The sequence below is a fragment of the Mesorhizobium newzealandense genome, assembly GCF_042682145.1.
GTDB classification, from domain to species: domain Bacteria; phylum Pseudomonadota; class Alphaproteobacteria; order Rhizobiales; family Rhizobiaceae; genus Mesorhizobium; species Mesorhizobium newzealandense.
The window spans coordinates 486,225-499,536 of sequence record NZ_JBHUGZ010000030.1 but is presented as its reverse complement, the minus strand read 5'-3'; the positions used below and the strand labels follow the sequence as shown (position 1 = coordinate 499,536).

Here is a 13,312-nt window from a genome sequence, read left to right as displayed (position 1 = left end):
AAAGGCGAGTTGCGACATACTTTGCTTTCGCCGCTTTCACGCCGCATGAGCAACCGCTCGCTACCACATCACGCAGGAACATTAGACATCACTTATTAATATTCTTGAAAACCGTATGGTGAGCTTACCGTCTGGTCGTTCTGTCGGATATTATTAAGATGCAATCGATCAGCGGCAGGCGAGCCGACCACACTCGCCGGACCGCTTCAGGCTTCACGATAAGCGATTCGCCAATGTCTTGACAGGCGCCCGGCAAGAGCAGCCTGCTCAAACAGAGATGGATCCGCGGCTTGTCTGCTCAACCTGTCAGGAAGGGGTCCGGCGCGGGATTGCGAAAATGACTGCTGCGTCACGGCTCATGCCAGACGGCAGGCCCGCTCAACCGCCGCTTTTGACTGGTGCTGGCTGCCCGCCAGGGCTGATCATCTGACGCATCTTATCGAAGGTCGCAGCGGTCGTATCGCCGGATTTGAACTTGTCGTACTCCTGCCCGGGCTGCGCCGGCGAAGCCTGGAAAACATACCAGGAACCGCTGGGATCCTTCATCTGGTATATCGTGCCGCCCAATCGGTGATGGCTGAAGCAGGCTCGCCCCTGCGTGCTGCCGCCAAGCGTCTTCCACGTTGCATCCATGCATAATTTGCCATCCTTGGTGACCAACCACCTGCCCTGGCCGATCGACGCATTCGCGCCGCCGGTCCAGGCGCGAAATTGGCGTCCATCCCTGGCAAAATAGGCAGCGCCATTTTCCCAGACCCATGTGCGGCCGGCATAGAGGTGAAACAGATCCGCCGGGGTGAGCGGCGTGGCCGCGGCGACCGACGACATGTCGACCTCCTCGGCCGTCGCGGCGTTAGGGCCGCTGACCAACAGCGGCTGCGCAACAATCATCGACAACAGAAAGCAGCGGATCGACAGGATACCAACCACAGAAGTGATCCTCCAAATGACAACTGGCTGAGGGTGAGACAGGGCCGGCCAGCGTACCATCCCTCTCTTCTGCTTGTCACCGACTCTCGTACCAGCCAGGATCGAAGTAGAATTTGCGGTCGCCTGCCTCGCCCTGACCAGCGCCGGAAACCACATAGGCGATCCTGACGATGCGGACGCGACCGGCGCCCTGCTGCAGCCCGTATATACCTTCCAGCCCGCGGTCGTAAAATCCCGCCACCGGAACCGAGAGCGCGACACAGGCGAGCGATGCCTGCCAGGCGAGTTTCACAACATTGGCTCGCAGCGAAATCCTGTTCTCGATGAGGTGCCTGGTGACGATCACAACCACAAGCAGCCCGTAGAGCAGCGCATTGAATGCGGCCAGCCAGTAGAAGCCGGTGGCGTTCGAAGGACGATCTACGAGAAGAACCGGCAAAGACGCACCAATCGCAAGCACCACATAGGGAACGATGACGCGGGCGGGCAGAAGGTCTTTGGGGCCGCTGCCCTTGGGAGTAACGCGAAAATCGACGAACGATTTGGTCAGATAATCGCGGATCGACGACAGCGTGCCGGCGAGCACCCACGGCCAACGCGCGAAGAACAGGAACAGCGTCCCTTCCCAGCTGAGCGTCTTGGCGGTGATTGGGCGCGAAAGACCGAACGCCTTCAGCATCATCACGAGGAGAACCAGGGCAATCGAGTTCGGCGCGTAGTAGAACAGGAAGTCGGCATACATCACGTTGGCGAAGTTCTGGCCCGAACAAAGCGCGTAGATCGGCATGACGAACATCAGAAGCGCAAACACGGCGAACAGCGGATACCAAAGCTGGCAAAACAGGAACTGAAATTGCAACCGTCGCGGTAACTTGGGAAGGTAGCTGGGCGAGTATTCGAGCAAGATCGTCATCAGGCTCCGCGACCACTGGAATTCCTGCGTGACAAGATCGGCAAAGGTTTGCGGGCCATCGCCATGCGCGATGGCGTCGATGGCATGTACGCCGCGCCATCCGGCCGCATTGATCAGCATCGACGTTGAATGGTCCTCGGCCAGTTCCGGGCCAAGACCACCGGCTTGCCTCAGCGCGATGGTTCGCACGGCATAGTGCGAGCCGATGCAAAGTGGAGCCCCGCCGCCGGTATGGCCGGACTGCAACGGCCCGTGAAACATCCCTTCCGGAAACAGCCTGCCACGCGCCGACCAGCTCTCGGCGGCGTTGTTGTCGCAAATGCTCGGCGCCGAGACGTAGCCGACCGAGGGATCGGCGAAGGGAACCAGGATTTCCCTGAGATAGGTTGGCGTCGGTACGTGGTCCGCATCCATCTGAGCGACGAAATCATAGCGCTCATAGCCATAGTGATCGTAGAAAAATGCCAGGTTCCCCTCTTTGCAGCGCGTCCGGCGCGGCCACACCTTGCGATGATAATCTTCCCGGCCACGCCGTGTGGAAATCATGACGTTGCGGGCATGGCACCAGGCGATCGTCTCCTCGGACGGGTCCTCGTCTGCCAGCCAGGTATCGTGCGGATAATCCTGCGCCAGCATCGCTTCAAGCGTGCGCGCAACCACGGCAAATGGTTCGGACGGGGCCTTGGTGACCACCATCGCGACCCGCGAACCCGCCGGGATCATGTAAAGCTTGGACGGCCTTTTCGACGCGTGCACGTTCAAGAGGAAATACAACGGCATGAGCGTAAGCCATACCAGAATGAGCGTCGCGAATGCGTATGGCCCGACATGCTCGACATGCTCGGGCTTCAGCCACCAGAACCAGAAAAATCCGAGCGTGACGAACCAGAATGCCAGGGCCAGTCTCAAGACCCATTGCTGCATGGTCGACAGCACGGGCACCAGAAAGGGCCCCTTCCGCACAGCGGCGGCCAGAGCCGTATCGGACCGACGCGTCCGTCTGCTCGCATAGCCGACTATGCCTGCCCACACAGAAGCACTCATACACTTACTCGCCGCCACTTTGGGCTTCCGCCGACAGATGGCTGAAAGCTCTCAAATCCCGGCGATAGAATCGGTCCACGCTTTCTTAGAGTCAACTAAATTAAGCGTTCGCTAACCATGATTCTTGAGATCTGGTTAACCTAACGCCTTGAATCGGGAGAGGAATAACCGCCCCCGACCAACCTCGAAATGACAAGCCGGCAAATCTTTCAGCGTTGGAAGTTCGCTGACGGGTCGAGGCTGTTCGGTGGGGATCCAGCTCGAAAGCAGCGTTAACCATGTTTCGAATGACAGGGTTAAGCAACCGTTAATTGTACTTGACTCCTGGCCGCGACCGGCTCTTAATTTAGCGAGGGATGATATATCGGGATATTGGCGCGAATTTGTGAGTATCGCGGCGAACCTTCTCTCTCTGTAGCTCCTTTGTGCTGGCGCCTTGAGAGAGATAGATAATCGTTTGGTGGGGTCTGTGCGAAGGTTCGCACGCCCGCCAATGGTCGCTCAGAAATCCCGCAGATTCCACCAATAGAGCCGATTGGTTTTGGGCAATCGTGTCGATCAAGCATCGACGCGCACGGGCGAAGCTTCAATTTCCGCAGGATGTTGAAGCCATGGGAGATCAAACATGAAACACTCCGCAGCAAATGCACTTGCAATCGCGCTGGTATTGGGCGGAAGCGCCGCGTTCCCCACTGCGGGAAGCGCCGGCTCGGTTGCCGCGACGGACCCCGTTCAGACGAGCAGTGCCGCTTCGGCGTTCGGATCCTATGATCCATACGGGGACTTCAGTGCCGACAAGAGTGCCAGCATCGAGGAGCTCTTCCTGCCCTGGGAAGACGTCGATCTGGCGAGCCTTCCCTTGGCCGACGCCTATGCCCTTCAGCGAGGCAGGTCGCTGTTGATCACCGTCGAGCCGTGGACCTGGTCGAAGGACTGGCGCGTCACCCCGACCGAACTGCGCAATGGCATATTGAGCGGCAAGTATGACGCCAACATGCAGGCAATCTGCAACCTGGTGGGGGCCATGAAGAGCCCTGTAACCATTCGCTGGGCGCAGGAAATGGAGGACAATAACGGCCGCTTCACCTGGGCCAACTGGGCTCCCAAGGACTGGATCGCCGCTTACAAGCGCGAGGTCGATATCTGCCGCAAGGCTGCCCCCGCCGCCAAATACATGTGGTCACCCAAGGGCGAAGCGGGTCTGGAAAAATATTACCCTGGCGACGACTATGTCGACGTCATCGGTCTGTCGGTATTCGGTCTGCAGAAAAAGGACAATGACGAGACGGGTCATGACCGTACGTTCGCCGAAGCGCTGAAGCCAGGCTATGACCGCGTCGCTGGCTTCAACAAGCCGGTCGTGGTGGCGGAGCTCGGCTATGTCGGGAAGCAGGAATATGTTTCGAAATGGGAAATCGATACCCGCAAGTCCTATTCGGAGTTTCCGGCTCTGACCTCGGTCGTCTACTTCAACCAGAAGGAAGTGTGGCCGTGGTTGGGTGGCTATGGGCTGCCTGATTGGAGGATTACCCAGCATATCTTGCCCTAGGGGTGCTGTACCGGGTGAGGTGCAGAAGTGGGCGTGGCGTAAAATAGTGGGGTAGGGTTGTGAAACGAGTATTGGGGAATTGTGTCGGAACGGCGCTTGCCTGTTCCATTGGTGTCCTTGCCTTCCAGCTTCCCGCGACAGCCAAGACTGCGGCGCAGGTCGCCGAACTGGCCAAGCAGGCCGAGGCGGTGCCCGATGAGGGTCTCTACCAGATGTACCAGAACCGTTCGTGGCTCTGGGGTGGAAACGGCGCTGGATATTTTGCCGTGCAGCGCCGTCAGTTCAGCGCCTGGACCTCGGACAAGGGCAAGCTGGGTTACGGTGACGGCATCTGGTTCATCCCTGGAGGCGGAAAGCTTTGCTTCCGCGCAAAATGGCACGGAGCAGGAGGCGACGCCGACGCCCTCACCTGTTTCGAGCATCGCCAGGCCGGCAACGTGGTTTACCAACGCAAGATTCCGGATGGCGACTGGTACGTTTTCAGGAGTTCGCATCGCAACATGGCGGACGAGTTCATGAAAATAAAATACGGCGACTACGCCACCCGCAAACAAAACCGGATCAAGGCAAAGCCGTAGACAGTGTCACCTGCGACAAGCCGGTAGTGGCGTCGCCATAACGGTCGCCGATATTCTTCCTGTCGGCGTTCTTGGAATCGATCCGCTTGCATGGGCGCCGAGCGGTGCGCCACAGCCGCGCTCCTGCGGTCGCCTGCCCCGCCATAGACATAGCGCTCGATGACGCCGGTAGCGGCTTCCAACGACCATGGCCGAGCCCAACCTTTCGTCGAGCAGACGCGACGTCACGCATGCAGCCGGCACGGGCGCGCCAAGTCACAGTGATCTTGATCCGCATTCTCAGCCCCGCCGCGTGAGTTGGTGCCTATTTAACCTATGAAACGGTTGGCCAGATGATAGCAGGCACCGCTTATCCACAACCGGAACGGGAAAATGTGCATCGCATCTACAAGAAGGCTTTGCCGCCCTTGCAGATTGCAAGTATACTTGCCCCGCTTGGGACAAGTGGGGCGACTTTCTTTTGGTATCTATGGGATGCCGGCGCCGACTAAGGATCTGGCTTGCGGTAGATTGCTCTTTGTGTCCGCGATTATAGTCAATCAACTTTCCTGTTCCTGCTTTATGGTGGTTTATGGGCAATCCTCTCTCGCGCCTTATTTCTTCGATTTTTGGAGGTTTTCGCACAGCACGGGATGGACCTGACGGTGGCTCGATCAACGCCGATTGGCCTTCCGACCTCAAATTCCTTTTCATCGAGCCCTCTGGCAAGGATGTGGCGGAGGCGCTGGATGGCTGGAAATGGATCGGGTTGGACGGCCGTGAGCCAACCGCTGTTTCGGCCTTCGGCGATATCTTCTTCCGCGCCTCAGACGGATCGATCCATCTCCTCGACACGATCAAGGGCCGACTGAGGCCGGTGTCCACAAACTGGGATGAATTTTCGGCGTTGGTGCAGGATGCCGATGGCCAGGACGACTTGCTGCTCGCCGGTCTGGTTAGAGCGGCGCGCAAGAACGGACTGATCCTGAAGGCCGGCCAATGCTACGACTTTCAAACGCCGCCAGTGCTTGGGGGCAAAATGAGCGTCGAGCAGATGCAGACAACCTTCTTCGTGGTGAAGGTGCATATCGCGGGGCAGATCCACGGGCAGATAAAAGACCTTCCTCCCGGCACGAAAATCAACAAGGTGACGATCGGCAACGGCTAACGCCGCCTACGCCTTGCGCTCCCAGCGCCGGTCTGACGTCTGCTGCCAGTAGGTGACGGCGTGGCCGGCATCCTTCATCGTCTTCCAGTGCCCCCGGGCCGCCTCGACCTGGGCGGCATCGTGGCCGTCGAACAGGAACACGGCACGCTCGTAGCCGCCGAGCTCGGGCGGCATGGCGCCATCGACCAGGAAGCGGATCTTTGCCTCGTTGGGATTGCCGTCGCCGGTGGTCAACAGGATCGGCTGTTCGCCGGAATAGGCCTCACGGTCGGTCGCGTGCGCCAGGAACGAATCGTCACGGAAGGTCCACAGATGCTGGTCGAGCGCATCGCGGCGCTCCTCGGTGCCGGTCTGCACCACGGCGCGCCAGCCGCGGTCGACGCTGCGCTCCAGGAGGCCAGGCAGGGCATCCTCCAGCGTCGATTCGGTCAGGTGGTAGAACAGGACGTCGGCCATCGCTTCAGCCTATACCGGATGAACCCGCTCACTGCTCGTAATTGTCTCTTACCAACCGATCGAGCAGCCTGACGCCGAAACCGGAACCCCAGGACTGGTTGATCTCGTTCGACGGCGAGCCCATTGCCGTGCCGGCAATGTCGAGATGCGCCCAAGGCGTCTCCTTGACGAAGCGCTGCAGGAATTGCGCCGCGATGATGGCGCCGCCATAGCGGCCGCCGATGTTCTTCATGTCGGCGTTCTTGGAATCGATCAGCTTGTCGTACTCGGCGCCGAGCGGCATGCGCCACAGCCGCTCCTGCGTCGCCTGCCCCGCCGCCGTCAACCTTTCGGCCAATTCGTCATTGTTGGAAAAGAGGCCGGCATGGTGCTGGCCGAGCGCGACCATGATGGCGCCGGTCAGCGTCGCCAAATTGACCATGAATTTCGGCTGGAAGCGGTCGTTGCAATACCACAGAGCATCGGCGAGCACGAGGCGGCCCTCGGCGTCGGTGTTGAGGATCTCGATGGTCTGGCCGGACATCGAGGTGACGATGTCGCCGGGGCGCTGGGCATGACCGTCGACGGCGTTTTCGACCAGACCGATGATGCCGACGACATTGGCTTTCGCCTTGCGCGCGGCCAGCGCATGCATCAGACCGGTGACGGCGGCGGCACCTCCCATGTCGCCCTTCATGTCCTCCATGCCGGAGGCCGGCTTCATCGAATTGCCGCCGGTGTCGAACGTGACGCCCTTGCCGACGAAGGCAACCGGGCTGTCCTTTGGCTTGCCGCCGTTCCACTGCATGATCGCCATGCGGGCGCCGCGCGGCGAGCCCTGGGCGACACCGAGCAGCGAACCCATGCCGAGCTTCTTCATCTCCTTCTCGGCGAGGATCTCGACCTTGACGCCGAGCGCCTCGAGTTCCTTGGCGCGGGCAGCGAACTCAACCGGCCCAAGCACGTTTGCCGGTTCGTTGACAAGGTCGCGCGCCAGAAGCACGCCGTCGATCACCGCCTCCGCGTCAGTGAAGGCCTTTTTCGCAGCGGCCGGAGCGGAGGTGTGGATGGTGACCTTGACCGGCTTTTTCGGCTCGGCGTCATCCTTGTCCTTGCGGGTCTTGTATTTGTCGAAGGAATAGCTGCGCAGAAGAATGCCTGCCGCAAGGCTTGCCGCGTCCTTGCCACTCGGCGAGGCGCCAACCACGTCGAGCACCACGGCCACGTCGGTCGCCTTGCGCAGCGACGCGGCAATGGTGCCGCCAAGCCTAAGCCAGGCATATTCGTCGAGCCCCGACACCTTGCCGACACCGATCGCCACCAGCCTGTCGAGCGACGTTCCTTCCGGCGCCAGAATTTCGACGGTGCTGGCGAACTTGCCGGTGAACTCGGCCACAGGAAAGGCCCGTCCCAATGTCTTGCCCGGATCGCAAGCCTTTGCGGCATCGCTCAGGCCGCCCTCATCCGCCGACAGCACGAAGACTGTGCCATTCCTGGGTGCGGAAAATTTGGCGAAGGCGATCGACGGTCGTTGAGTCATCATGTCCTGCTTTCGGAAAATGCGTAGCTTTTGGGGAAGCGGTTCGAAGCGATGCGCGACATTTGGTCGTTTTCCGGCATTTGGCAAGACTTTGCCGAATTCGCATCCCATATGACCAACGGAATCGATGGTGATTCTTCGCGGCACGGCCCCGCTTTTTGCCGCAACCTGTTGTTAACCATCGATGTTCGCCCTTTCTTATCCATTCGCAACGACACTCCGGCACACCGGGGCGGGTGACTTGGGACGGGACTGGGCCGATCACCTGATGGAGCCAGTTGTGCAGGCGCCGCCGGACCGCTACCCTTGCGTGGTGGCATGATGCCGTTCGAAAAGATCGAGAAAAGCCTTCATGAAGGTCATTGAACGCTACATCATGCGCCGCGCTTTCGTGGTCTTCCTGGCCGCGCTTGTGTGGACGCTGGCCATTGTGTGGACGACGCAGGTGCTGGCCAAGATCGATCTGGTCACCGATAGCGGCCAGTCGTCGCTGACCTTCTTCGAGGTCGCCGCTCTCATCCTTCCCTCCATCATCCCGATTGTCGTGCCCTTTGCGCTGGTGGTGGCGGTGGCACAGACACTCTCCGTCATGAATTCGGATTCCGAGCTTGCCGTCGTCAACGCCGCCGGCGCCTCGCGTTGGACGATCGTGCGGCCGATCATGCTTCTGGCGCTCGCGGCAAGCGTCTTTTCCTTTGCCGTCGATAACGGCATCGACCCCTATGCACGGCAGAAAAACCGCGCCCTGGTGGCGGCGTCGCACGCGGATCTGTTGTCGCTGATCATCCAGGAAGGCACCTTCCGCAAGATCGAGGACGGGCTGTTCCTGCAGATCGGCGAGCGGCTTCCCGACAATCGGCTGGGCGGCATCTTCGTCGCGGATTCACGCGAAGAAGGCGTCAACCTCGTCTACTACGCCAAGACCGGCAACATCATCGAACGCGGCGGCGAAAAGGTGCTGATGATGAATGACGGCGTCATCCATCGCAAAACGCTGACCGGCGACCTGTCGGTCATCCGGTTCACATCCTATGCCTTCGATATGTCGGCCTTCATGGCGGCGGCTTCGGAGGTGAACCTGCTGCCGAAGGACCAGACGACCCAGTACCTGCTCAATCCAAACCCCAACGATAAGAACTACCAGCAAATTCCCCTTGAATACCGGGCCGAGCTCAACCAGCGGTTTTCGGAATGGACCTATTCCATTGTCTTTGCGCTGATCGCGCTCGCGGTCGCGGGGGACGCGCGCTCGCACCGCGAGGCGCGTGTCAATCCGCTGATCACGGCGATTTCGATATCGCTGTTCGTGCGTTGGCTGGGCTTCTTTGCCGCCAGCAAGGCCGATGAGATCCCGCAATACGCCTATATGGTCTATGGCGTGCCCATTGTGGCTTCGGCGGTGGCGATCTGGTTCATCGTCTCCAACCGGACCATGGAACTGCCGATAGCCTGGGCGGACTGGATGACGAACTTCGCCACTCGCATCGGTGACAGCTGGAACGGGCTGAAGCTGCGTCTGTCCGGGCGCGGCGCTTCCGGGCAAGGGGTCAGCTGATGGGCTGGACGCTGGGCCGCTATTTCTTCTTTCGTTACGTGACGATCACCTTCTGGTTCTTCATCGGCCTCCTGGCGCTGGTGTTCCTGATCGATTTCACCGAGCTTTCCGGTCGCACCACCGGCCTGCCGGGCTTCACCTATGGGACGGCAGTGGCCATTTCCGGGCTGCGGATGCCGATGATCATGCTGCAGACGGTGCCGTTTGTCGGCCTCTTCTCGGCTATGGCGACGCTGGTGTCGCTCAACCGGCGCTACGAGCTGGTCATCGCGCGTTCCGCCGGCGTTTCCGCCTGGCAATTCCTGTTGCCGTGCTGCATCGGAGCGTTGCTGTTCGGCGTCCTGTCGGTCGGCGTCATCAATCCGCTCGCCGCGCACGCCTTTTCCTGGTCCGAGCAGATCGAAACCCAGCTCCGCAGCGGCAAATCGAACACGGTTTCTGCCGATGCAGCACCCTGGATCCGGCAGAAAACCAGTTCCGGGGACACCATCATCGGCGCACGGGCCATCCTCGACCAAGGCCTCGAGATGGCCGATGTCGTCTTTTTCATTCTCGATCCGCAAGGCAACATCGTCGAGCGCAAGGACGCCGCGCGCGCCTTCCTGCGCGACGGCTATTGGGAATTGCGGGACGTCAAGACATTCCAGAACGGCACGATCCAGGCATCGGAAAGCGATCGCGTTCCGACCAATCTGAAGCCTGAATTCGTGCAGGAGCGGTTGGCGCGGCCCGAAACCATCCCCTTCTATGACCTGCCCGGAAAAATCGAGGTTGCCCGCTCCTTCGGCCTCAAGGCAAATGCCTTTGCCATGCAGTTTGATTCGCTGGTGGCGTTGCCGTTCCTTCTCGTCGCCATGACGCTGATTGCGGCAACAGTTTCAATGCGATTTGCTAGGATGGGGCAGTCGGCAACGATGATTCTGGGTGGCATCGTCGCCGGGTTTCTGCTTTATGTCGTTTCGGTGCTGGTGAAGGCATTCGGCGTGGCGGGGTTCGTGCCGACTGTCATAGCCGCCTGGGTACCGGTCGTGGTGGCTATGTTCTTCGGGGTGACTTTCCTGCTATACAAGGAAGACGGCTAGTGAGGGAGGCGTTTTTGCCCAGCAACAGGCAGGCCGGTTTGGCGCGCCTCTATGCGGCCAGCGCCTTGGCGTACCTGCTTGCCTGCGCCGTGCCGATGCCCGCGCTTGCGCAGGACGTCGGCGACATGGCGACGACGGTTCCGTCCGGCTCGCAGATGCTGCTGGCGGCCGACACGCTGGTCTATAACAACGACAACCAGACGGTGACTGCCGTCGGTGGCGTGCAGATCGACTATGGCGGCAATCGCCTTGTCGCCCAGCGGGTCGAGTACAACCGCAATACCAAGCGGATGGTCGCGAGCGGCAATGTCGAAGTCGTCAACAGCGACGGCACCAAGATCAATTCGGACCACATCGACATCACCGATGACTTCGCCGACGGCTTCGTCAACGCATTGCGGGTCGAAACCATCGACAAGGCCTATTTCGCCGCCGAAAGCGCCGAGCGTATGGGCGGCGTGCTGACGACGTTCCACAACGGTGTCTACACCGCCTGCGAACCGTGCGAGGACAAGCCCGACAAGGCGCCGACATGGCGCGTCAAAGCCAGGAAGATCATCTGGAACGGCGAGAAGAAGACGGTTCGCTTCGAGAACGCGAATTTCGAATTCTTCGGCTTCCCCCTCGCCTATCTGCCTGCGTTCGAGATTGCCGACCCGACAGTGAAGCGCAAGAGCGGCTTCCTGATCCCCAGCATCGTCTACAAGAGCGATCTCGGCGTCGGCGTAAAAGTTCCCTATTATTTCGCATTGTCACCGACCTACGACCTGACCGTCACCGGCACCGGCTACACCAAGCAGGGCTTTCTCGGTGAGGCCGAGTGGCGCCAGCGCTTCAACAATGGCCAGTACAGTTTGAAGATCGCCGGGATTCATCAGCAAGATCCCGATGCCTTCCTCGACGAGTCTGGCTTTCCCGCCACCTCTGGCCACAATGTCGATTCGGGCGAAGTTGGCGATCCGAACAAATTCCGCGGCATGATGGGCACCCAAGGCCAGTTCGCCATCAATCCGCGCTGGAATTTCGGCTGGGACGTGTTGCTGCAGACCGACAAGAACTTCTCGAACACCTATAATATCGACAAGTATAGCGCCAGCGTCCACCAGTCATCGGTCTACCTGACTGGTCTCAACGACCGCAATTATTTCGACCTGCGCGCCATGCATTTCGAGGTGCAGGAAGATACGCCCAACGGCAATATCGCGGCGCGCGCCAACCAGCAGCCCTGGGTGCTGCCGTCGCTCGACTATGCCTATATTCCCGACATGTCGGTGGCGGGCGGCCAGCTGTCGCTCAATGTCAACTCCCGCATCATCCGCCGCGACGATCTCGATCAAGCCTTTTCGACCCCGTATAACTCGGCCACTCCAACCGAACGTGTCCGTGGCATCGAAGGCGAATCCGGACGTCTCACCGCCGAGGCCGAGTGGAAGCGGACTTTCGTCACGGATGGCGGGCTGGTGCTGACGCCATTGCTCGCCCTGCAGGCGGACGCCGACTACCTGAACGCCTCGTCGGCCTCGCTTGCCGCCATCAACGAGATGGCGATGAACCCTGAAATAAATACCAGCGCCGATATGCGCTCGTCGTTTGCCCGCTACATGGCGACCGCCGGGCTCGAAATGCGTTGGCCTGTGCTGTTTTCGGCGACCAATTCAAGCCACGTGTTCGAGCCGATGGCGCAGGTCTTCATGCGCCCGAACGAGCAGTATGTCGGCGGTCTCGCCATTCCCAACGAAGACGCCCAAAGCATGGTCTTCGACGCGACCACCCTGTTCGAACGCGACAAGTTCTCCGGCTACGACCGTGTCGAAGGCGGTTCGCGCGCCAATGTCGGCCTGCGCTATTCCGGCTCCTACAACAACGGTTGGGGCACCAATGCCATTTTCGGCCAATCCTATCAGATTGGCGGCGAGAACTCCTTCGCCGCGCCGGATCTGGTCAATGTCGGCGCCTATTCGGGCCTCGAAAACACAAAGTCGGACTATGTCGGCCTGGTTGGCTTCAACAGCCCCAATGGCTTCGCGGCCTCGCTCAGCGGCCGTTTCGACGAACAGAGCTTTGAAGTTCGCCGCGCCGAGGTGAAAGCCGCCTACTCCGGCCTACCGGTGTCGCTGAGTGCCAAATATGCCTTCATCCAGGCCCAGCCACTGTATGGTTTCACGACCGACCGCCACGAGGTCACGCTCGGTGCATCGACGCATCTTGCCGAGAACTGGCGCGTCTTCGGAACCGGAACCTACGATCTGCAGGAAGCCCTGCTGGTCAAGGACGGCGTCGGCTTCGCCTACAACGATTCCTGCTTTACCTATCTGATGTCGTACTCGCAGTCGCGCGACCTGAACACCAGGGAGGTGACGCAGAGCATCGGCTTCAACCTGTCGTTCCGCACCCTCGGCGACTTTGGCTCGTCGAGCAATGCCCTCGGCACGATCCAGTAACAATCGGCGACATCGTTTCGCCGCATAGGGCTGGCACGGATTTCGCGCACCGGAAAAGATAAAATTGGGCGGGACCGGGATAGAATTGGGATACCAAC

The 13,312-nt window shown here is 60.1% G+C and carries 10 protein-coding genes; 6 read left to right on the top strand and 4 right to left on the bottom strand.

The window, feature by feature from the left end:
* Nucleotides 1-378: 378 nt before the first annotated feature.
* Together ACFSOZ_RS36415 and ACFSOZ_RS36410 are read right to left on the bottom strand one after the other, a co-directional pair.
* On the bottom strand, nt 379-930 hold the full coding sequence (locus ACFSOZ_RS36415) for a DUF995 domain-containing protein (protein WP_379106309.1): 552 nt from the start codon (nt 928-930) through the stop codon (nt 379-381).
* A gap of 76 nt (nt 931-1,006) precedes the next feature.
* Nucleotides 1,007-2,887: a glycosyltransferase family 2 protein gene (locus ACFSOZ_RS36410; protein ID WP_379106307.1), complete on the bottom strand. Its 1,881-nt coding sequence runs from the start codon at nt 2,885-2,887 to the stop codon at nt 1,007-1,009.
* A 625-nt stretch (nt 2,888-3,512) separates the two neighbouring features.
* Between ACFSOZ_RS36410 and ACFSOZ_RS36405 the strand changes: the two genes are divergently transcribed.
* The 3 genes from ACFSOZ_RS36405 to ACFSOZ_RS36395 all read left to right on the top strand — a co-directional run bounded on the left by ACFSOZ_RS36405 (nt 3,513) and on the right by ACFSOZ_RS36395 (nt 6,161).
* Complete coding sequence (locus ACFSOZ_RS36405; RefSeq protein WP_379106304.1) at nt 3,513-4,436, top strand: glycoside hydrolase family 26 protein; 924 nt, start codon at nt 3,513-3,515, stop codon at nt 4,434-4,436.
* Nucleotides 4,437-4,495: 59 nt separating this feature from the next.
* On the top strand, nt 4,496-5,014 hold the full coding sequence (locus ACFSOZ_RS36400; protein WP_379106302.1) for a DUF995 domain-containing protein: 519 nt from the start codon (nt 4,496-4,498) through the stop codon (nt 5,012-5,014).
* A gap of 571 nt (nt 5,015-5,585) precedes the next feature.
* A complete protein-coding gene (locus ACFSOZ_RS36395) occupies nt 5,586-6,161 on the top strand; it encodes a T6SS immunity protein Tdi1 domain-containing protein (RefSeq protein WP_379106300.1) in 576 nt (191 codons plus the stop codon).
* A gap of 6 nt (nt 6,162-6,167) precedes the next feature.
* Here the strand turns inward: ACFSOZ_RS36395 and ACFSOZ_RS36390 are convergent, their stop codons facing one another.
* Nucleotides 6,168-6,617 (bottom strand): DNA polymerase III subunit chi, encoded by a 450-nt coding sequence (locus ACFSOZ_RS36390; protein WP_379106297.1) that lies wholly within the window; start codon nt 6,615-6,617, stop codon nt 6,168-6,170.
* 28 nt (nt 6,618-6,645) lie between these two features.
* Nucleotides 6,646-8,136 carry a leucyl aminopeptidase gene (locus tag ACFSOZ_RS36385; RefSeq protein ID WP_379106295.1) on the bottom strand — a complete coding sequence of 497 codons (1,491 nt, stop codon included), beginning with the start codon at nt 8,134-8,136 and terminating at the stop codon, nt 6,646-6,648.
* 352 nt (nt 8,137-8,488) lie between these two features.
* Between ACFSOZ_RS36385 and lptF the strand changes: the two genes are divergently transcribed.
* Genes lptF through ACFSOZ_RS36370 form a run of 3 tightly spaced genes read left to right on the top strand, consistent with a single transcriptional unit; the run spans nt 8,489 to nt 13,214 of the window.
* Nucleotides 8,489-9,691, top strand: a complete 1,203-nt coding sequence (lptF, locus tag ACFSOZ_RS36380; protein WP_379106292.1) for an LPS export ABC transporter permease LptF — start codon at nt 8,489-8,491, stop codon at nt 9,689-9,691.
* Entirely contained in the window at nt 9,688-10,773 is a 1,086-nt protein-coding gene (gene lptG / locus ACFSOZ_RS36375) for an LPS export ABC transporter permease LptG (RefSeq protein ID WP_379106642.1), read from the top strand. The genes lptF and lptG overlap by 4 nt, the downstream gene beginning before the upstream one ends.
* Nucleotides 10,773-13,214 (top strand): LPS-assembly protein LptD, encoded by a 2,442-nt coding sequence (locus ACFSOZ_RS36370; RefSeq protein ID WP_379106290.1) that lies wholly within the window; start codon nt 10,773-10,775, stop codon nt 13,212-13,214. Before lptG ends, ACFSOZ_RS36370 begins: the two co-directional genes overlap by 1 nt.
* Nucleotides 13,215-13,312: the final 98 nt, after the last annotated feature.

Bases quoted from the DNA above. Each gene is read 5' to 3' on its own strand.
- ACFSOZ_RS36385 (WP_379106295.1), bottom strand. From the start codon at position 8,136: ATGACTCAACGACCGTCGATCGCCTTCGCCAAATTTTCCGCACCCAGG.
- ACFSOZ_RS36405 (WP_379106304.1), top strand. From the start codon at position 3,513: ATGAAACACTCCGCAGCAAATGCACTTGCAATCGCGCTGGTATTGGGC.
- ACFSOZ_RS36395 (WP_379106300.1), top strand. From the start codon at position 5,586: ATGGGCAATCCTCTCTCGCGCCTTATTTCTTCGATTTTTGGAGGTTTT.
- ACFSOZ_RS36410 (WP_379106307.1), bottom strand. From the start codon at position 2,887: ATGAGTGCTTCTGTGTGGGCAGGCATAGTCGGCTATGCGAGCAGACGG.
- ACFSOZ_RS36390 (WP_379106297.1), bottom strand. From the start codon at position 6,617: ATGGCCGACGTCCTGTTCTACCACCTGACCGAATCGACGCTGGAGGAT.
- lptF (WP_379106292.1), top strand. From the start codon at position 8,489: ATGAAGGTCATTGAACGCTACATCATGCGCCGCGCTTTCGTGGTCTTC.